The 18,351-nt window shown below is 69.5% G+C and carries 23 protein-coding genes and 1 pseudogene; 10 read left to right on the top strand and 14 right to left on the bottom strand.

Features of this window, described 5'->3' with window-relative positions; translation table 11 throughout:
* Positions 1–26: 26 nt before the first annotated feature.
* Positions 27–368: a hypothetical protein gene (locus QI554_RS25245; protein ID WP_281472755.1), complete on the bottom strand. Its 342-nt coding sequence runs from the start codon at positions 366–368 to the stop codon at positions 27–29.
* Between QI554_RS25245 and QI554_RS25240 the strand changes: the two genes are divergently transcribed.
* Entirely contained in the window at positions 336–659 is a 324-nt protein-coding gene (locus tag QI554_RS25240; protein ID WP_281472745.1) for a zinc-binding dehydrogenase, read from the top strand. The two genes, QI554_RS25245 and QI554_RS25240, sit on opposite strands and share 33 nt — an antisense overlap.
* Before the next feature lie 268 nt (positions 660–927).
* Here the strand turns inward: QI554_RS25240 and QI554_RS25235 are convergent, their stop codons facing one another.
* The 3 genes from QI554_RS25235 to QI554_RS25225 all read right to left on the bottom strand — a co-directional run bounded on the left by QI554_RS25235 (position 928) and on the right by QI554_RS25225 (position 2,876).
* Positions 928–1,719: a cytochrome c biogenesis CcdA family protein gene (locus QI554_RS25235; RefSeq protein ID WP_281472610.1), complete on the bottom strand. Its 792-nt coding sequence runs from the start codon at positions 1,717–1,719 to the stop codon at positions 928–930.
* A 27-nt stretch (positions 1,720–1,746) separates the two neighbouring features.
* Positions 1,747–2,169 (bottom strand): TlpA family protein disulfide reductase, encoded by a 423-nt coding sequence (locus tag QI554_RS25230; protein ID WP_281472609.1) that lies wholly within the window; start codon positions 2,167–2,169, stop codon positions 1,747–1,749.
* A gap of 143 nt (positions 2,170–2,312) precedes the next feature.
* Positions 2,313–2,876 (bottom strand): thioredoxin family protein, encoded by a 564-nt coding sequence (locus tag QI554_RS25225; protein ID WP_281472607.1) that lies wholly within the window; start codon positions 2,874–2,876, stop codon positions 2,313–2,315.
* A 4-nt stretch (positions 2,877–2,880) separates the two neighbouring features.
* On the opposite strand from QI554_RS25225, the gene QI554_RS25220 reads away from it, so the two are divergent.
* The 3 genes from QI554_RS25220 (at position 2,881) to QI554_RS25210 (ending at position 5,597) form a co-directional block, all read left to right on the top strand.
* Complete coding sequence (locus QI554_RS25220; RefSeq protein ID WP_281472605.1) at positions 2,881–3,045, top strand: hypothetical protein; 165 nt, start codon at positions 2,881–2,883, stop codon at positions 3,043–3,045.
* 371 nt (positions 3,046–3,416) lie between these two features.
* Entirely contained in the window at positions 3,417–3,806 is a 390-nt protein-coding gene (locus QI554_RS25215; RefSeq protein WP_281472604.1) for a protein-disulfide reductase DsbD family protein, read from the top strand.
* A 189-nt stretch (positions 3,807–3,995) separates the two neighbouring features.
* Positions 3,996–5,597 carry a sigma-70 family RNA polymerase sigma factor gene (locus QI554_RS25210; RefSeq protein WP_281472603.1) on the top strand — a complete coding sequence of 534 codons (1,602 nt, stop codon included), beginning with the start codon at positions 3,996–3,998 and terminating at the stop codon, positions 5,595–5,597.
* A 798-nt stretch (positions 5,598–6,395) separates the two neighbouring features.
* Here the strand turns inward: QI554_RS25210 and QI554_RS25205 are convergent.
* A complete protein-coding gene (locus QI554_RS25205) occupies positions 6,396–6,965 on the bottom strand; it encodes a tyrosine-type recombinase/integrase (protein ID WP_281472601.1) in 570 nt (189 codons plus the stop codon).
* 92 nt (positions 6,966–7,057) lie between these two features.
* Positions 7,058–7,681 carry a Gp37-like protein gene (locus QI554_RS25200; RefSeq protein ID WP_281472600.1) on the bottom strand — a complete coding sequence of 208 codons (624 nt, stop codon included), beginning with the start codon at positions 7,679–7,681 and terminating at the stop codon, positions 7,058–7,060.
* A gap of 499 nt (positions 7,682–8,180) precedes the next feature.
* Here QI554_RS25200 and QI554_RS25195 point away from each other — a divergent pair, with 499 nt between their 5' ends.
* Positions 8,181–8,624, top strand: a complete 444-nt coding sequence (locus tag QI554_RS25195; RefSeq protein ID WP_281472598.1) for a hypothetical protein — start codon at positions 8,181–8,183, stop codon at positions 8,622–8,624.
* Positions 8,625–8,637: 13 nt separating this feature from the next.
* Here the strand turns inward: QI554_RS25195 and QI554_RS25190 are convergent, their stop codons facing one another.
* The 3 genes from QI554_RS25190 to QI554_RS25180 form a co-directional block, all read right to left on the bottom strand.
* Complete coding sequence (locus QI554_RS25190) at positions 8,638–8,904, bottom strand: phage tail family protein (protein WP_281472596.1); 267 nt, start codon at positions 8,902–8,904, stop codon at positions 8,638–8,640.
* A 314-nt stretch (positions 8,905–9,218) separates the two neighbouring features.
* Positions 9,219–9,356, bottom strand: a complete 138-nt coding sequence (locus tag QI554_RS25185) for a hypothetical protein (protein WP_281472595.1) — start codon at positions 9,354–9,356, stop codon at positions 9,219–9,221.
* 147 nt (positions 9,357–9,503) lie between these two features.
* Positions 9,504–9,761 carry a hypothetical protein gene (locus QI554_RS25180; RefSeq protein ID WP_281472594.1) on the bottom strand — a complete coding sequence of 86 codons (258 nt, stop codon included), beginning with the start codon at positions 9,759–9,761 and terminating at the stop codon, positions 9,504–9,506.
* Between the two features lie 2 nt (positions 9,762–9,763).
* Between QI554_RS25180 and QI554_RS25175 the strand changes: the two genes are divergently transcribed.
* Positions 9,764–10,168, top strand: coding sequence for a DUF6192 family protein (locus QI554_RS25175; protein WP_343230817.1), 405 nt, complete (start codon positions 9,764–9,766; stop codon positions 10,166–10,168).
* Positions 10,169–10,329: 161 nt separating this feature from the next.
* Here QI554_RS25175 and QI554_RS25170 read toward each other — a convergent pair.
* The 4 genes and pseudogenes from QI554_RS25170 to QI554_RS25155 all read right to left on the bottom strand — a co-directional run.
* Positions 10,330–10,494, bottom strand: a pseudogene (locus QI554_RS25170) (IS701 family transposase); the annotation flags it as partial.
* 54 nt (positions 10,495–10,548) lie between these two features.
* Entirely contained in the window at positions 10,549–11,019 is a 471-nt protein-coding gene (locus tag QI554_RS25165; RefSeq protein WP_281472592.1) for a hypothetical protein, read from the bottom strand.
* 157 nt (positions 11,020–11,176) lie between these two features.
* Positions 11,177–11,410 carry a hypothetical protein gene (locus tag QI554_RS25160; RefSeq protein WP_281472591.1) on the bottom strand — a complete coding sequence of 78 codons (234 nt, stop codon included), beginning with the start codon at positions 11,408–11,410 and terminating at the stop codon, positions 11,177–11,179.
* A 587-nt stretch (positions 11,411–11,997) separates the two neighbouring features.
* Positions 11,998–12,138: a hypothetical protein gene (locus tag QI554_RS25155; RefSeq protein WP_281472590.1), complete on the bottom strand. Its 141-nt coding sequence runs from the start codon at positions 12,136–12,138 to the stop codon at positions 11,998–12,000.
* A gap of 262 nt (positions 12,139–12,400) precedes the next feature.
* Between QI554_RS25155 and QI554_RS25150 the strand changes: the two genes are divergently transcribed.
* The 4 genes from QI554_RS25150 to QI554_RS25135 are packed head-to-tail and all read left to right on the top strand — an operon-like array spanning position 12,401 to position 17,986.
* Positions 12,401–12,745 carry a CATRA system-associated protein gene (locus QI554_RS25150; RefSeq protein ID WP_281472588.1) on the top strand — a complete coding sequence of 115 codons (345 nt, stop codon included), beginning with the start codon at positions 12,401–12,403 and terminating at the stop codon, positions 12,743–12,745.
* Positions 12,746–12,791: 46 nt separating this feature from the next.
* Positions 12,792–14,342: a CATRA conflict system CASPASE/TPR repeat-associated protein gene (locus QI554_RS25145; protein WP_281472586.1), complete on the top strand. Its 1,551-nt coding sequence runs from the start codon at positions 12,792–12,794 to the stop codon at positions 14,340–14,342.
* A 56-nt stretch (positions 14,343–14,398) separates the two neighbouring features.
* Positions 14,399–17,161, top strand: coding sequence for a CHAT domain-containing protein (locus QI554_RS25140; RefSeq protein ID WP_281472584.1), 2,763 nt, complete (start codon positions 14,399–14,401; stop codon positions 17,159–17,161).
* Positions 17,162–17,194: 33 nt separating this feature from the next.
* Complete coding sequence (locus QI554_RS25135; protein WP_281472582.1) at positions 17,195–17,986, top strand: NUDIX hydrolase; 792 nt, start codon at positions 17,195–17,197, stop codon at positions 17,984–17,986.
* Positions 17,987–18,017: 31 nt separating this feature from the next.
* On the opposite strand, the gene QI554_RS25130 is transcribed toward QI554_RS25135, so the two are convergent.
* Positions 18,018–18,323, bottom strand: coding sequence for an integrase core domain-containing protein (locus QI554_RS25130; RefSeq protein WP_281472741.1), 306 nt, complete (start codon positions 18,321–18,323; stop codon positions 18,018–18,020).
* Between the last annotated feature and the right edge of the window lie 28 nt (positions 18,324–18,351).

Here is an 18,351-nt window from a genome sequence, read left to right as displayed (position 1 = left end):
CCGGAAGCACCGCTGGAGGGCGGCGCTCAGCAGTCGAGCTCCTGACTTACGGTGGCGGCGATCCGGGTGAGCGCTGTCTGGTCGACGCCGCAGCGCTGCCGCTGACCGGCCTGGCGGCCTGGCAGACGGCGTTCGAGCTCGCCGAGCTGAAGTCCGGCCAGTCCGTGCTGGTCAACGGAGCGGGGGGCGGGGTGGGCAGCCTGGTAGTGCAGCTCGCCGTCGACGCGGGAGTCGAGGTGACCGCGGTGGACTCGCCGCAGCATGCCGAGCGCCTGCGCGGCTACGGCGCCCACCGGGTTCTCGGACCGCTCGACCTTGCCGCGGGTCCGGTCGCCGTGGGCGGTCCGTTCCAGGTCGTGGTCAACCACGTGCGGGTTTCCCCCGACGAGCTCGCGCAGCTGACTTCGTACGTCGCCGACGGCGGAGTCGCCGCGAGCACGGCCGGCCCGATCCCCGAGGACTCCGCCCGCGGCGTGCGCAGCGCAAACCTGTTCGTCCGCAGCGACGGCGCGCAGCTGGCCGAGCTGGTCGGCAAGGTCGACGCCGGCAAGGTCCGCACCCATGTCGCCGCCCGCCGCTCGGTGACCGAGCTGGCCGCCGTGCACGCAGATGCCGGCGCCGGACGGCTGCCCGGCAAGACGGTCGTGCTCGCCCCCTGACCGAGCCGCCCGTTGCACGTGCATCGGGTCCTTCGCCCCGATGCACGTGCGACGGCTGCCGACGTGACGGGTGAACCCGTCTCCCAACGCGAGGAGGGCGGCGTGACTGGTCCCGGATCAGGTACGCGGAGCCGTTGCGGCGATGGAATGCGGCCTGCGTGGTTGCGGGCCATCTTCTGGTCTGCAGCGGCGGTGGCCCGCCGCTGCAGACCGGCACGGACTGCCCGATGCGGTGGGCGATCGCCTAAGCCATCCAGTGCCCGGGAGGCTATAGCGGGCTCACGCCGCCGGACATCTGTCCCTGGACGAGGGCCACCAGGTCGTTCCACACGCCCAGGGCAAGCAGGATTCCGATGAGGACCAGCATGCCGCCGCCGATGCGCGTCACCGTCCGGTAGTGCCGCTTGAACCAGCCGATGGCGCCCATGGCCTTGCGGAAGACGACAGCGGTGAGGATGAACGGCACTCCCAGCCCCACGCAGTAGGCCGCGGCGAGGACGACGGCCCGGTCCACGGAGCCCTCGGCGAGGCCGAGTCCTTCGATCGCGCCCAGGGTCGGTCCCATGCACGGTGTCCAGCCGAAACCGAACATCACGCCGAGGACCGGGGCGCCTGCCAGGCCGATTCTCGGCGCCCGGTGGAAGCGCAGTTCGCGATTGAGCCCCCGGCTGAGTGCGGCGGGCAGGAGGCCGGCGAAGAAGAGCCCCATGACGATGGTCAGCACCCCGAGGACGCGCTGCAGCACGTCGCGGTGCGTGAGGAGGAAGACGCCGGTGCCGCCGGCGACGACTCCCATGAGGATGAAGACGAGGCTGAAACCGCAGACGAACAGGCACGCGCCGAGCACCATGCGGCCGCGTTTGGCGCGTGCCGCATCTTCAAGCCGCGTCGCCCCCAGATCGATGCCGGTCAGCCCCGCCACATAGGACAAGTAGCCGGGGACCAGCGGGAGTACGCACGGTGAAAGGAAGGAGACCAGACCTGCGGCCACGGCGATCGGGACGGCGAGCAGCAGTGAGCCCGTTTCGACCGTGCCGGCGGCGCCGGCGACATGGATCATCGAACACTTGGTCCTTCGTTGTCTCGGTCACTTCCCGGGGTTCTCGGCGAGGACCGAGTCCAGGCCGCCCGCGAGGGTTCGGTAGTCGACGGGCCTGGAGGCCTTCCACGCGACGTCGCCCATGCGGTCCACGATCACTGTCGAGGGGACCGCCTGCAGTGGCACGATGCCGACGAGCTTGGCCAGGAGGCTCCCCGAGCCGTCGTCGACGAGGTTGGGGTACGCGATCCGGCTTGAGGTGATGAAGGAGTTCGCCTGAGCGGCGTCGTCCCGCGTGTCGATGCCGACGAACGACACGCCCTTGCTTTGATACGCGTCGTAGGCGCGCTGGAGGTCTGGGGCCTCGCGCCGGCACGGCGCACACCACGACCCCCAGACGTTCACGACGACGATGCGGCCCGAAAGGGACGTCAAGTCGAGCGTGGAGCCGTCGAGCGTCGGTCCGGACAAGTGCGGGAAAGCTGTGCGCCGGTCAGGGGGAACGACGGTTGCCTGAGCGGAGGTTGCGCTGCCGTCTGGGGAACATCCGCTCGACAGCAAGGCCGCGGCCGCCAGGGACGCGGACACCGACCACCTGAGTTTCGGCATGCCGATCATGCGGCCCACTTCTTCAGGAATGCCAGGAAGGAGGACACACCCAGGCCCGGGTTGCCGGTCTTGTCCGTGTCGACGCGCGTACTGCCGTCAGGATTGAGGATGACGATGACGGGCAGGCCGTAGCCGCCCGAGTTGCTGGGCGCGTACTGCGACAGCAGATCGCCGTGGGTGTCGGCGTCGATCTGGACGAGGTGGTACGCGGATACCAACTCGGCCTGGACCGAGGGGTCGTGGAGGGTCTTGTCCAAGGCGACGCAGTTGCCGCACCAGTCGGCGCCGAATTCGAGGAGCACCTTGCGGTTGTCGGCCTTGGCCGCGGCGCGGGCGGCGGCGATCTGGGCCTTGGAGTCTGCCTTGGGGTCGTAGCCGATCGAGGGCAGGGGAGCGCCCGGCGGCTGCGGACGGCCGGTGCTCGGACGCGCGGGCGCCGAAGACGCGGCGGACGTACGGGAACTGCCGGCTGTGGTCGGGGGCTTGCTCGTCGCGGCCGAACCCTTGCTCGGCGGGGTGGAGGACGGCGTGCTCGTCGTGGACGACAGGTCCGAGGGCGAAGGTGTCACGGCGGTGACGGTCGGGGGAGCGGTGCCGGTGCCCGGCGCACCGGCCGACGCGGCCGGCGCCGATACCGGCGCCGAGGCCGACTGCGGCGCGCCGGACGGGGCGCAGCCGGAGAGCGCGGCAACAAGCGTGCTGATCGCGAGGGCCGCTAGCGCTTTCGGCAAGATGTGACTCCTGTCCTGACGTGGAGACCGGGTGTCTCTGGGAAGGGGAGATGAGCCACGGCTGCCGACGTCACAGTTTTCGGGTCGGCAAAAAACTGTGACCCCGGCAGCGGCCCTGCAACTCCTAGGCGAACGGAACCCCCATCTAGGAGCGACCTGATGCGCAGAGCGTTTTCAGCGGCGGCCGCCGGCGCACTCGCCGTCATCGTCACCAGCTGCGCCCCGGCAGCGACACCGCAACCGACCACGGCGGCCGGCGCGGCGACATCTGCCGCAGCCGGCACGTCCGCCGCCTCGGCTGCGACCACTCCCGGCTCAGGCGCATCCGGCGCTGGAAAGGCCGAGACATTGCACCTGGCCCAGTTCTCCGACCAGGGCGTGACCGTCACTATCGGCCTCAAAGACCGCGCCGCGACGCACGCCACTCTCGTCGCCACGCTGACACCGGACCGGGCCGGGTTCCACCTGTACAGCGTCGACCTGCCGGCCGGCGGCATCCAGGGCGTCGGCCGGCCGGTCTCCGTGACGACTCGCGGTGCGTTGACCGCGGCGGGGCCCCTGACGGCGGAATCGGCGCCGACCACCCTGGCCCTGGAGGGAACCGGCCTGACGCTGCCCGTGTACCCGGACGGCCCGGTGACGGTCGACCTACCCGTCACCGTCGCCGAGCACGGCGAGGCAACGCTGCTCGTCGGCTACGCCGCGTGCAGCAAGTCGGTGTGCCTGCCGCCGGTGAGCGGACATCCCGTATCCCTGAGCATCTCCTAGCCGCCGGACGTGCGGACTCTCCCTCGGACAAAGAGTGCAGACTTGATCGCGAAGCCAATCCTTGATCATTCATGGGACATGCAGCAGTGGTGGGGGGCTTGATGGAGACGGCGCGGACGCGTTCGGCCTGTACAGGAGACCTACGGCCCGAAGCCGGGCTCGGCGGCGGTGCGCTCGGGGGCAGGTGTGGTGGAACAGCTCACTGACCAAGGTCTGATAGCGGCGGCCCGCGATGGCGACCGGGAGGCGCTCGACCGGCTCGTCGGCGACTATCTCCCGCTGGTCTACAACATCGTGGGCCGGGCGCTGCGCGGCGGCAGCGACGTCGACGACGTGGTGCAGGAGACGATGCTCGGCGTCGTCCGCGGCCTGCCGGGCCTGCGCGACCTGGGCTCGTTCCGCAGCTGGCTGGTGGCGGTGGCCATGAACCAGGTGCGGCACCACGGCCGGCAGCGCCACGTGAACCCGGCCCCCCTGGAGTCAGCCCTCGACATCGCCGACCCCGGGGCCGACTTCGCCGATCTGGCGATCCTGGAACTGGGCCTGTCCGGACAGCGCCGCGAGGTGGCCAGGGCCACGGCCTGGCTCGGCGACGACGACCGGCACCTGCTGTCGCTCTGGTGGCTGGTCGCGGCCGGGCAGCTGACCCGGACCGAACTGGCCGATGCGCTGGAAACCGATGCGCACGTGGTGACCGTCCGCGTCGCCCGGATGAAGGCGCAGCTGGAACTGTCGCGGGCCATCGTCCGTGCGCTGGAAGCGGGGCCGCGCTGCCCCGAACTCGCCGACGTGGCCCTCCGCTGGCACGGACGGCCGGATCCGCTGTGGCGGAAGCGCTTCGCCCGGCACATACGCGACTGCGACCGGTGCGAAGTCGTCGCCGAGGACGCGATCCCGGCCGAACGGCTGCTGGCCTACCTGTCGTTGGTCCCGATTCCGGTCGGGCTCGGCGCCGCTGTGGCGGCACTGCTCCACGGTTCCGGCGGGAGCGCGGTGGGCCATGCGGCCGGGTACACGACGGGCGTGGCGGCGAAGAACGGCGTGGCCGCCACGGCTACCGCAAAGCACACCGGCCTGCTCAAGGCGGCAGCCGTGATCGCCGCAGTGGCCGCGGTCGGCGGCGCGACGATCGCCGTCGTCGACAACGGAACGGCGGCGAGGCCACCCGCCCGGGTCGGTGCGCCCGACGGCCCGCCCGCCGATGGCGTGACGACCGGCGGCCCGACGACGGAACCGCTCACCGTTCCGATCGCGGATCCGCCCACCGTCCCGGTGGCGACCCCGACTACCGTCCCGGCCGCCGTTCCGGTCGCCGTCGCGGCCACGGGCGGTCGTCCCACGCTCACGCCTACCGCCTCCCGCACAGTCCCCGGCCCGTCTGACGTCGGTGACCAGGTGCTCGCTTCCATCAACCGCATTCGGGCCGGCCGGGGCTTGGCACCGCTGACGCGCGTCGCCGCCCTGGACGGCACGGCGCTGGCCCACGTCCGCCTGGTGGCCGCCGGCTGCGGCAAGCAATCGCAGTGCGGCAACGAACCGAACCTCGCCGCCCGGGAGACCGCCGCCGGCGTGAAGTGGGCGCGCATCGGCGAGTGCAACTTCTCCGACGGCCCGGCCACCGGCTCCCAGACGACCGCGAGCCTGGCCCTCGGCATGGTCCGCGACGAAGCCGACACGACGCCGAACCCGGCCCAGTCGGGCTTTCTCGACGCGGACTTCAACCGCATCGGGATCGCCGTAATAGTGGACAAGAACGGAACGGTGTGGATGACCCACGACTTCGCGGGTTGACTCCCCTGCGGACGCGCCCGCACCCGAGCACCCGGGCTGCGCGTTTCGTGCCACGATTCCCCGAGGCCCTGCGGCGTCTCACGTAGATCGGTGACCATGGCCTCAGAACTCGTCGCAGAGGTAGGCCCGTTGCGATGCACGGCAGCAAGCACGCCTGGTTGCGCGGCCACGGAACGGTGCTGCGGGCGCTGGCGCGCTGGGGGGCAAGAGGTCGCAGGTTCAAATCCTGTCGTCCCGACCAGCGTTGACGCAGGTCAGAGGCCGTTCTCTCCGTCAGGAGAGGGTGGCCTTTCCGGTGTTCTGTGGGCTGGTGGTCGCAGTGTGGTCGCCTTCCGGCGGTGGCCGTCGGTGCGCACTACCGAAGTTGCCTACGTGCAAAGCCAGATCAGCCGTCGAGGTCCGTGTGCCTTCGTGTGGTGATCGCATGGTGGTCTCGCGCTCGGAATGCACCAGTTCGGCGACTTGCTGGAACCAGCTTCGGGGCTCAGTCGGGATGACCTTGTGTGCCGGTCGGCCGCCGAGATGCTGCTCCGCTTGGGCGAGGACGCGTTGGATGGTGGTGACAGCGCCGCGTGCCGCTGGTCTCGTCAGGTGCGCGTAGATGTTCGCGATCGTCGACAGTGTCGGGTGTCGCAGTGTCTTGGAAACCACCACGAGCGGGGCGCCAGGCGCGATGGTCAGTGTGGCGGCGAGAGACGTCGTTGCCTTGCGCGGCTGCGGCCCGGTGTTTGAGCGCGGTGGCCACCCGCGGTGAGATCGCGACCCAGGTCCTGCTGCTGCGGGTCTTGGGCGAGATGATCACCAGCGTGTGTTGTTGACCGCCGAGAGTGTGTAGCGGACGTAGAGGACGCCCTCGTCGAGATGGACGTCGTCCCAGTGCAGGCCGAGCACCTCGCCTTTGCGCATGCCGGTTCCGATGAGCAGCTCACACAGGTCCGCCATCAGGGGATCGGTGGCGTGGCAGTGCTTGAGGAACCTCGCGGCTTCCTCGGCGGTCCACACGACCCGCTCGGGGCTGCGCGGCTGCGGCAGGACGGACGGGCGCGCCGCGTTGCAGGAGAGCCGGTACTGCCGCACCGCATGACCGAGCGCGCTCGACAGCGTCGCGAGGCACCGGTACAGCGTGGTCTTCCCGCGGCCGGCGGCGAGCTGCCGGCGGCCGAACGCGGAGATCTGACGGTGCCCCAGACCATCAAGCCGGATGCTGCCCAGCCCCGGCACGAGATCGTTGGTGACGTAGTCGCGGTAGCGGACGAACGTCGTCGGCTTGAGGTTGAGTTCCTTCTCCGCCAGCCAGACCGTCAGGTACTCGCCGAGGGGCTGGTTCGGGTCCGCGTCGAACCCGCACGCCTCGCCGTCCAACGGCATCCGCAGCGCCGCCCGCGCGGCGTCCTCGTCGGCGAACCCGCCGCGCCGGACCGCGTCGTCCGGGTACCTGCGAGGTGCCGTCCGGTTCCGGCCTAGGCGAGCAGGGCACCCCAGGCGAAGACATCCGATGCTGTGCCTGAGGTGCCGCCTTGGTATTGCTCGGGGTCCGGCGAAAGGATGACGTTCCCCGGCTTGATGTCACGGTGAATGATGCCCGCAGCATGGATCGAAGCCAGGTCGCCGGGCCAGTAGTCCCGGCCCAATTGGATCTGTTGGGTGTCGATCGGCGTCAGCGACAGGTAGCCGCCGCCGCGGTTCTCCTCGAACTCCTCGCGCGGGGCCGTGGCGAGCTGCCGCCAGTTCGCATCGCTGCCGTCGAACACCGTGAGGCGGTCGATGTCGTCGCGTTCGGTGTACCGCTCCACCCGCTGGCCCCACTCGGGGCCTGCCTCGGGAGAGTCCTGGACGTGGTACCAGCGGCCCGTATCGGCGGGCTGCCCGTTTACAGCTTTCGACGCGGTAATGATCTGCGTCGCGTTCGGCGCCGAAAACGAGTACTGGGCGCTCTTGAGGTTGCCGACGTCACGGGAGAACCGCACATGCTTGGAACGGTCCCGGGTTGGCCACACGTCCAGGACGATCGACAACGGGTCGCGGCCGACAGCTGGGCATGCCGCATCGGAGTGGGGTCGTCGGCGCGGATCGTCACCGTCCACGAGGACACCCGGGAGGCGCGCAGGATGACGGATGCGTTGCGGTAGGAGTCGATGTCGGCGAGGGGCTGGCGGTCGGGGCCGCAGGCCAGAATCCGGAAACGGCGCAACTACGGCAGCTCCTTCAGAAACTGTTGCCTATCCGGGCGCAGTCTGCGTTGGCGTCGGTCACGGAACGAACATCGTTGCGGCATCGTCTAGTTGGCCCAGCATCGCCTCCGAACTCACGGATGCCAGCAGCCCGCCGACCAGGTCACGGGCTGAAGGCGCGGGCCTGAACGGCCCTTTCACGCATGACCGCCTCTCGTAGGCTTGCGCCACTCGATCCAACCGGTGTAGTCATGTTATCCGGTTGGAATGACCTGACCGGCCGGGCCTGTTGGCGTCGCTCAGCCAAACCTCAGGCGGCGCCGAGGACTTGTGGGACCGGTGTTGACAAAGCTCGCAGGACGCACGAAGGGGCAGGTGTTTGATAAAGCGCGCAGGACGTATCAAGCGGAGCATGCAGAGGGTCGGGATCGCGCTCATGGCTGCGGCGACGCTCGTCGTGTTGTCGATCGGCCCCGCTCAGGCGGCGGGTTGGGCGGAGATCTCGCGGACTCTCTACCTGACCGCGAGGCCCTCGGTCTCCGCCTACGCCGAAACCGAGAACCGTTCGATCTGGCTGACGGGGGGCTCCTACGTCGCCCAGGTTCTCCTCTGGAATGAGGACACGTATCAGACCGTCCCCGGAAGCCGGCGGGAAGAAATGTATTGGGCGCCCGACGACGGCTGGTACCAGTGGAAATGCGACATCGGAGGCGAGGTGAACTACACCTACACCGTGGAGTGCAGGCTCCTGCGTAACCGGAACGGCGTGCCTTCGTTCTGGTACGTGACGTCCGGCAAATTCGGCATCGGCAGTAACGGCGTCTACACCCTGAGGGGACGCCTCATCCCCGGCTAGCTATCGCGCCCACTCAGTGCCCCAAATAGCGTGGCGTATAGATGAGTTCGATGGAGGAAGACGGGGAGGCGACGGCGGCGGAGACCTCGATGAGGTCGGGTCCGCCAACCAGCGGCCACATGGCGGCGGAACCGACCGCGGGCCAGGTGTTCACACCGGGGCCGGTTCCGCCGGGCAGCAGCTCGACGCGTTTGCGGCCAGGCCGAGTGTCGATCTCCAGGACGTCACCGACCCGCACCGTCGCATGGACGGTCAGCGTCTGACCGGTGGTGCGGTTCAACAGGCGCGGTGCGGCGCCGAACGGACCTGTGAACCGCCACATGGGCCAGGTGGCGGCCTCGGTGTCACGTCGATGGCTTGGCCGCCCAGCAGCAGGGAGGGGCTGATACGCACCGGGAACAGCAGGAACATGGTCGCGCCGCTGGTATAGGTGAGGAAGGGTGGGCCGGCAACCATCCCGAACCGAAGGCGCTGTTCCTGCCCGTACCAGAAGGGATCTGTTGCGAGGAGCTGCACGCCGATCTTGGACCAGGTGCGGCCCGCGCTGTCCGTCCCCTCGTCCTCTTCGAACCCGCCGTTGTAATACGCCTGGTATCAACAGCTGTTGCCGTCCGGTTCGGCGATGGCGACGATGACGGTTCCGCGCTGGGGGTCCAGGGCGCGCCGCAGGTCGCGGCGCAGTTTGATGAACGCCTCCCGGGTCGGTGCGACCAGGGCAAGGGCGAACTGCATCGTTCGTGATGTGTAGCGGACCCTGGACGGTCGCCCCGATCTGCAAGGCGCCCTCCTCGAGGGCCGGCGACGGCAGGGGCATATCCAGGCCGGTCGGCCCGGGTTGGATGATGACCCTGTAGGTGCCGACAAATACGTCCATGCACGTCACGCGGCATGTCGGTACTCGTGGAGTGCGCCCCCGAGTCGGTCGTGTCGGCGCGTGTCGAGGTGCGCGATCCGGTCGGGATCGGTGATCGTTCCGGGGACCTCGCGTAGTGGCGCCGCCTGCTGGAGGGCCCGGTGCGGCCGATGTTCGTTGTGCAATGCCAGGATCTCGGCGTCCTTGGCGCGGTCGCTCATCGGGAGCAGCCGCAGCGCGGCGAACGCGTTCGTGACAGCGAGGTAGGGCAGACGAGCAAACACGGATGATCATGCTGCCCCGCCCGTGCTGCATGAGTCGGGCCGGAGGCGTCAGCGCGTGGTCGGGCAGCGGGTGGTCAACCCGTCGACCACGCAGGAAAAGGTCGAGAGGATCCGCGACCCTGGCCCGCGACGACTCTGTCGCCGCGCACGCTACTGCGGACCTGCTGCGGCGTCGGGCGGTCGCGGCCGCAGCAATGAGCGACACGGCGGCCAAGCAGGTCGTCAACAAGGTCCAGTTCGAGGACCCGGACACGGCCGCCGAGGTCGTGGCCGAGCTGCTACGCCGCCCGGCGGTCGCCCGCCAGACGATGGCCGACCCCGGTGCCCGGGACGCGGTCAACACCGCCCAGTTCGACAACTCACGGCAGTTTCACGAGGGCCTGCGCGGGCACTTCCGCCCAATGTGAGCGGCCAGCCGGTCCGCGTCGCGTGGATCGAGGCGCGGCCCGCGGACCTGCACATGCACCAGTTGCTCAAGGCCACCGAACTGAGTAAGAGAGCCGGGTGCGGCGCGCGATCGCCTACCTGCGCGACACCGCCGCCGAGCTCGGGTTCACCCCACCTCCGGCCGCCCGGCCATCGGCTGCATCGACTTGCGCCGCCCGTCCAACAGCAGTTCGCGTGACAGGTCGCGCCCCTTCACCCGTTGGTCCGCACGCCGCAGCGGCGCGAACACCTCCGCCGCAAACGACTCCAACCGCCCCCGCAACAACAACAGTTCCCCCGGCGTCATACACCCAGCAAACCGCGCACACGTGGACCTGCCAACCCACCTAACGAAGCACTACTAGGTCTCCGACGTCGCCTCCGGTGAGGCCACGCCCCGCCCGAACGCGAGGGTCATGCCCGCGACGTCCTCGACGACGATGAACCGGACCTTCACCGACTCGTCTGCGCTCACGAAAGCGTCCGCCGCGATCCCGACGGCGTTGCCCGTGGAGTGCGCCCGGTTGGGGTCGACGTCGAAGTCCAGGTTCAACCGAACCGTGGCCTGGTAGGTGCCGGAATCGCTCACCTCGGTGACGCTGGCGCTCTCGATGCTCGCGCCGTAGGCGCCGGCCTTCAGGTGCGCGAGGAGCTTCGCGGCGAAGTCGGGGCGCTCGTCGGGAAAGTCCGGCGGCGGGCTCCACGTCCTCGTGGGCGGCGGCGTGTGGGCGGCCTTGTCGTCGCGGTTGTGCTTCCAGACGACGAGCGAGACCACGGCGAGAACGATGATGAGCAGGGCTATGAGCGCGCTGCGGGGCGAGCGTGCGGTCACGGGGTCCTTCCGGTCGTTCTGGCTCGGTGTCCTCGCCGTACTCGGCGACCAACCGCGCGTGGATCACCAACGCCTTCATCAGGATCTCGGCGCGGAGCATCGAGTCGACCAGTGGCGCGAACTCGCCGCTGTGGGCAAGTCGCCAAAGCTGGCTGGCCTATCGCAGACCGATCTGCATCTTGCTCGCCACCTTCTGGTTGTCGATGATGAACTGCGCGTGCCCGTTCCCGCCGCTGCACAGCCATCCCGCGCCCTGGTATCCGGGGCCGAAGTCGCCGGACGAGATCACAGCGCAGTTGTCCCGGCCCATGATCGCCAGCATCTGATCCTCCGTCATGCCCGTGGTGACCTTGTTGTAGTTCTCCAAGGTGGCGCCGTTCTTGGCAGGCAAGGGGATTGGGTCGTCGACCCCACCAGGCAGGCTTGGCAACTGGGTCCCCTTCTGGGGATCCGAGGCGTCCGACTCGCTGCACCCACTGAGTAGAAGGACGGTGACGGCGGCGGAGACCGCCGCGGAACGCAAACGTGCCATGAAAACCCCCGAGTTGACGCGCGTTGTGAAGCGTGTGCGGCCCGCCAGTGTAGAACGTGTTCTCAGAGTCAGATCCATCGTGAAGTCCGTTCGCTCCCCGATCCGCCTACCAGTGACGTGCGGGGCATCGACGAGTTCGCGTTCCGCGAGGGCGGGACGTACGGCACCGGCGTCGAGGCCGTCTGCCGGGACCGGTGCAGCACTCTTCATCCTCCCTAAGCTCATACGCACACAGCGTCCGCGACGCAGTCCGGCTACCCGCCGCGCGGCAGCGCGGCGGGCGCGAGGCCGGGAGCGGAAGTGATGCCGAACTCGCGCCGCAGCGCCGCTCGGGCGGCCGAGTAGCCGCACATGCCGTGCACTCCCGGGCCGGGTGGTGTGGAAGCTCGCTGCCTGCTCCATCGGCTCAGCGAGCCTCTGGGACCTCCCCTCCTGAGCCGCAGCGTTCAGTGAAAGACGGGCACACCGACGTACTGGAGGAGGAGTAGTACGCCGCCGAGCACGAACATCGCGATGACGATCATTTCGACGCAGCCGAGTGCGAAGTCCATGGCACTGCGAAGGGCTTCGGCGAGGTATCCGCCCACGATAAGAGCGAAGACGACCGCGGCAATGGTTGCTCCGTGCACGGCACGTCCCCCCGCCGGCGCCGAACTCTCCCCAAGAGAACGGCCATTGCAAGGAGTGTCCCGCCGGATGGGGAGGGCCGTCGACCCCTGGCGGTGGGCCGGAAGGGGAATTCACCCGCGCGGGGTATTGCGCAGGGCTACGATTTGGTTGCGGAGTGACGTCGGCGCGTCGGTGTCCCAGGGGGTGGGGCGGCCCGGCGCGGACACGGAGGGGGTTCGTGTGGACATCATCGACACAGGGCGGGTTTCACGTAGCGTCGAGGAGCTGTTCGATCTCGAACTGGCCGAGGGCGACTGGGCGGCCGCGGATGCCGCGCTGAAGTCGCTTGAGGGCGCGGTCATCGACCGGGACCCCGTAGCGGTCGATATTGCGGTATCCGAACTGCAGCGGCTCGCGGATCAGGCACTGCGCGATGACGGCGACTGGGCGCAGCTCGGGCCGCAGTTGACGCGTTTGCCTAACGAGCTCCGAGAGCGGGCGGATCGGCTCATTCGGCAGCTGACGCCGCAAGACCGCCCTGCACAGCCGGGCGGTACCGGCGACGGCGCGCCAGGCCGGGGTTGAGCGGATGCTCCGGCCTCGACCTGCCAGTCGGCACCGGGCTTAGCACATGCCGGCGTTTGTCAAACCAGCGCTGCTGCTGGCCTGTTTTGCCCCCAAACCGACTGGTGCCGACGCCTCGGATACCCGCTACCTGGCCGCGGTGTGGGCAGGGGCCCAGCGCTGGGGGATGACCGAGACGATTCGGGGGCTGCCCGGGCCTTGCGGGGTGTTCCCCGAAGTCCCTGAACACGATACCGGTTTCATGATCCTGTCGGCCGCGACGGCGCCCGCGTCACGTGGTTTCGGGTCCGGGTTCGTGTTTGTGGAGCACGATTTCGTCGGCGTGGTGATATTGCTGGCTCCGCCGGACGACGGCACCGGCCTGGCTCAGTGGCCGCGGCTCCGTGATGAATGGGAGCAGGCGCTGACCGCCGAAGGCCCGGCCCCGGAACGCGGCGAGACTTTGCACGAATTCCGGCTTTACCAAGCCCTGTTCGGCCCCGAATCGGCGGGCTGGGCCGACCAGTCCGACGCGGTGCGGCAGCATGCGTCCAGCCCAGCCGACGGCGAGTGGTCGACCGGTTGCGACGTCAGCGCCGAGGACTTCCGCGTTTGGACGCCGCCCCAGGACGGCGACGTCGTGTCCGTCACCGACCTGTACATCCTGGCGCCGGTCCAGGAGACGCGCACGCTGAACGCGTGGCTGTGGACACTCCCCGACCAGCACGGACTCCGTCCACTCGCCCGCTACCTCCTGCAGGTCGCAAAGCTGCGCTACGAACGGCGTCTGTACGCACGCTCCGTGCCGACCTACCGGTCCTGGGCCGAGCGCTGCGAACGGGAGGCGGCCGAACTCCTCCACGAGATCGACACAGCCGCAGGCCCGGTCCCGCTGGAGCGTGCGCGCAACGCGGCGATGATCCTCGACCGCATGCAGTTCGGCGAGCACGGGCTCATGTGGATGACCACGCGTCGGCGCGAGCTGAGCCGAACCGTCGTGACGTGCGCGGCCGACATGCGCCTGTACGAGCCGACCCTGCATCGCCACGGCCCGGGTGTCGCCTGGCCTGCGGCCGAGCTGGAAGGGGTGGCGCTGTTACTCGACCGGCTCGAGACGGACGGGATCCACATGGAGGCGACCCGCGAACGCGTAGAGGGGGCGCGGACCATGGCGGCCGCGATCGCCGGGCGCGCGTTGGCCGACCACCGCAACCGTTTGAGGATCGTCCAGACCTCGGTGCTCGGCGCTTTGGTCACCGCCCTCACGGCCATACAGGCGTTCGGTTACCGCGTTCCGGTCCCGGGTCCGCTCCAAGCGCCGCTCATCCTGTTCCTCGCCGCGATTGCCCTGGTCCTGCCGCTGTGGATCCTGCGCTCCGCCGCGGGCACCGCGGCGTCCGCCGCCTACCCGTGGCTCGACTCGTGCGCGGCGGGGGTCCTCGGTGCCGCCGTCGCCTGGCTCACGGCGGCAGCCGCGGGCCCGCACGACCCCGGTGCGGCGGTTCCCGCCGCGCTGACCGCGCCCTGCACAGCGGCCGGGGCGCTGCTCGGATGCCTCATCGACCGTCGGCTGCGCCCACGGCCTCGAGGCCTTACAACCACGGGCGGCGGTCCGTGACCGAAGAACCCCGACATCTCTCCAACTGCCGAAAGCACCATGGACAGGAGAACGCCATGGACGGGAACGGACGACGGAACACCTTCCCCGGCGCAGGCGACGCCGGCCAGGCGGTCGAAACGTTCATCGCCATGGTGGACGCGCAGGACATCGTCACCCGGTTCGACGCCGACTTCGACGTGCCCATGCGCCAGGCGCAGGCGGTGGGCCTGCTCCGGTTGGCCGGAGCGTACCGAGCAGCGCCCTCCGCGACGGCCCATGACCTGGCGCTACGGGTCGGGGCCCACTGGTGCGAGATCGTCCAGGCGGACGTGGACTACCAACTGCTCACCGGCCTAAGGCTGGTCGAAGCATCGCGCCGGGACGCCGAACGGCTCGCGGCCCTGCCCGCCGGCCCCCGCGCGGCGCCCGAGGAGACGTTCCGCTGGTACGTGGCGTCCCGGTGGTTCGACGGCGCGGGCCGCATCAAGTACCGCATCGGAAACCACACCGAGGCTCGGCTGTCCTTCGGTACCGCCGTGGAGCTTGCCGAGGCTGCCGACCTGTGGTGGGTGCTGCCCGACCTGCTGAGCAACCACGAGCGGGCACGGTACGAGGAGCGCAACCAGATGGCCCGGCCGGCCGACCGCAACGACGCCGCGCTGTTCATAGAGCCGTACCAAGCGCTCAGTGCCCGAACCGCCGCTCTCGGGCGCGCCAACGGCATCGATGTCGACGCGCCCCTCGTGGCCGAGTCGTTCCCGGCTTCCGCGCGCCATCGGGAGTTTCTCCGCGGCTACTCCAACGTCCTGCACAACCTGGCGACAGCCTGGGGTCAAGCCGGGCACGATACCGAGTCGCTGGAGACGACCGAGCGGTCCCTGCGGATCTCGAAGGCTCTTGGCGACGAGTATCGGATCGCCCAGTCCATGACGAACCGTGCCCAACGCGATCGTCCGAACGCCCGGGCCCACTTTGAGGCGCTGGTGGATTCGCCCTGGGTACGGGGCAAGCGGATCGCGCGCCAGCGGCTCGCGACGATCATCCGCGGCACCGAAGGTTTGGGGCAACTGTCGCGGTTGTTGGACGAGATCGGCCAGGACACCCTCGGATCCGGCCGACAGAGCTGCATGGACATCGATTTCTACGCGTACACGGTCGACGCCTACACAAAGGTGGCACGCGAACTCCCCGAGGAGGACCGTCCTGCAGACGTGGGCCGCATCCGCCTCGAGTTGGCACGGACTGCTCGGACAGCCATCGCCCTGCCGCTCTACAAACGTATGTATGCCCAGCACGTTCGCCCGGCGTTCCTGGCGGCCATCGGCGAGCGCGCCGCTTCCGGGGACACCTCCCGGACGAACCTGCTGGCGCTGCTCTCGCTCGTCGAGGAGTCGTCTGGACGCGAGCTCCTCGATCTTCTGGGGTCGTCTCACATGGCGCCGCTTCCGCCACCCGCCGAGTCGAACGTGTTCCCGGCGGTCGGCGACGAAACGGCGGAGACCGTGGCCGGGAGCGAGATCGAGGCCGAGCCGGAGGCCGGCATGGCAGTCAGGAGCGACTTCGGCGACCGACGTGGCCCCATGGAGTCGATCCCTGAGGACCGGGAGCAGCAGATCCGAGAGGAGCTCTCAGCGCGGGAGAGCGACTACGAGGCGTACTTCGTGGATCACCCGATCCCCGCCATCGACCACGACGAGGACATCGCCCACCGGCTTGTCCAGTACACACTGAACAACCCCGGTTCCTGCGTGGCCCGGTACTTCCGGTACGCCGACCCGTCCGATCAGCGCGCCTGTATCGGCACCCTGCTGTGTCGGGACGGCCGACTGAGGCTGCTCGAGCCGCTGCCCTACGCGGAAGTCACGGACCTGGTGGAGCGTGTCTCGGCGGATCTCGCGGACAAGAGCCGCCGAGCCCCCGGCGAGGACACGTGCAGGGCGATCTGGAACCTCCTCGTAGAGCCGGTATGGGCGGCGGCCGGCCGAGGTGCCGATCTGTCCCACCTAACCCTGATCCCCACCGACCACGTTTTCGCGATCCCCCTCCACGTGGCGCTCGAGCCGGGGCGGAACGAGCCGCTCGCGGCGCGGGTCCCGTTGTCCCACTCGGTGAGCGTCGGGATGTTCATCGGGCGCCAACGCCACCTGCTCAAGCGCCAGCTCGTCGAGAAAGACGACGTCCTGGGCGCGCTGCTGGTGACCGACGCGAAGGCGACCGGACAGGAGATCCTGGCGAACGGTTGGTCGGCGGAGAACGTCGCCGTGACCGGCAAGGTGCGCCAAGGCCGGGCGACGCCCGCGGGCGGCGAGCGGGATCCGGATCCCGCGCGGATCCGGGACCAGTGGGAGCTCGGGTGGGACGGCATCGCGCGGTTGTCCGCCAGGGAACCGGCGTTCTTCGTGTACGCCGGGCACGGCTACTACCTGCGCTCCCGCGATGTCCACGAACCCCTGCTGAGGGTCGGCAAGACCGATGTCCTCACGCAGTTCGACCTGGCCCTGCGATTTCGGTTGCCACGGAACAAACTGGCCATCTTCGGAGCCTGCGTCGCGGGTCAGGGGATCGGCTCGCCGGGTGGCGACGTGGGCGGGTTCATGCGCTCGCTGATTGCCGCAGGCGCGGGAGCCGTCGCTGTACCGCTGTGGTATGTCTCGGACGCGGCGATGGTGCAGACCGGACGCGCGCTCTTGAGCGGCAGCCGTCAGTGCGTCGGCCCGGACGGGGCCGGTTCCTTCGACATCGTCGAAACGCTGCACGCGCACTACCAGCAGGTGATGCGCGACCGAGCCGACGTCACCAGCCGCATCAACCGCCTGCCGCTCGCGTTGTACCTGTGAAACGGAACACCTGCCGCTCGCGAGGGGAACGCCATGAACGCATCCGACCCGACCGACGAGATCGCGGATGTCGACGACGCCGCCCGCGCCCGACGCAAGGCAGCCCGTCTCGCTGCCTATGAGGTCCTCCGCGACGCGCGCCCCGAGATGTTCGCCAACCCGGCCGGCGCGGAGATCGAGATCCTGCCGGACCCGGAGGACCAGGCCCGCGTGTCCCACGAGACCTCCGAGGCACTAGTCGCTTTCGGCTTTCCGGAAGAAGGCGGCGACATCGGCGTGGTCTACCACGATCCGTACTTCCGCCTGGTGCGGGACGCCGTGCGGTTCCCCTCCGGGCGCACCGGCACCTACATCCGCTTGGTGTCCGACCCCGGTGCCGTCGGGGCAGCCGTCCTTCCGGTGCTGACCGACGGCCGGATCGTTCTGCTGCGCCACTTCCGCCACGCCGAACGGGATTGGCGGTGGGAAATCCCCCGCGGCTTCGGTGCGTTCGGCGAGGACGGCAGGACCACGGCCGGCCGTGAACTGCGCGAGGAGCTCGGCTGCGAGGCCGACGAGCTGGTCTACCTGGGCGCGATGTCGGCGGACAGCGGCATGCGTGCCGGCCACGACGAGCTCTACCTCGCGCGGATTGATGCCGCGGCACTCCCGGTCCACCCCGAGGTCGAGGCCCGCGAGGAGGGCATCTCCGGCTTCCGCCTGCTCGCCGCCGCGGAGTTCCGGGACCTGCTGGTCGACGGCGTCGTCACCGACGCGTACACCCTCAGCGCGTACGGCCTCGCCGTGGCCCGCGGTCTCCTTTCACTTCCGCGGGTAGGCAGCTGATTGCGCCTGCCGAATATGTCATCCGGCCAGGTCAAGCGGCGTGCCGGTACTCGTGGATGACTCCGCCGAGTCGGTCGTGTCGGCGTATGTCCAGGCGGGTGATTCGTTCGGGGTCGGTGATTGGTTCGGGTGCTGGGCGCAGGGGCGCTGCCTGCCGCAATGCCTCGTGGGGTCGGTGGGTGTTGTGGTGCTGCTTGAACTCGCGGAGGGTGTGGCGCGGGTGTTGCTCGTCCCGGAGCAACGTTCGGTCGAGGAGTTCGTGGCGGCAGGTGCGGACCCAGCGCTCCATGACCGCGTTCATGCGAGGGGTGTGCACGGCGGTCAAGACGGTGCGGATGCCGGTGTCGGCGAGGATCTCGTCACGA

The sequence above is a fragment of the Yinghuangia seranimata genome, assembly GCF_029953285.1.
Classification (GTDB): Bacteria; Actinomycetota; Actinomycetes; order Streptomycetales; family Streptomycetaceae; genus Yinghuangia; species Yinghuangia seranimata.
The sequence above is the reverse complement of the archived record's forward strand: the minus strand, read 5'-3'. Positions and strand labels throughout refer to the sequence as shown.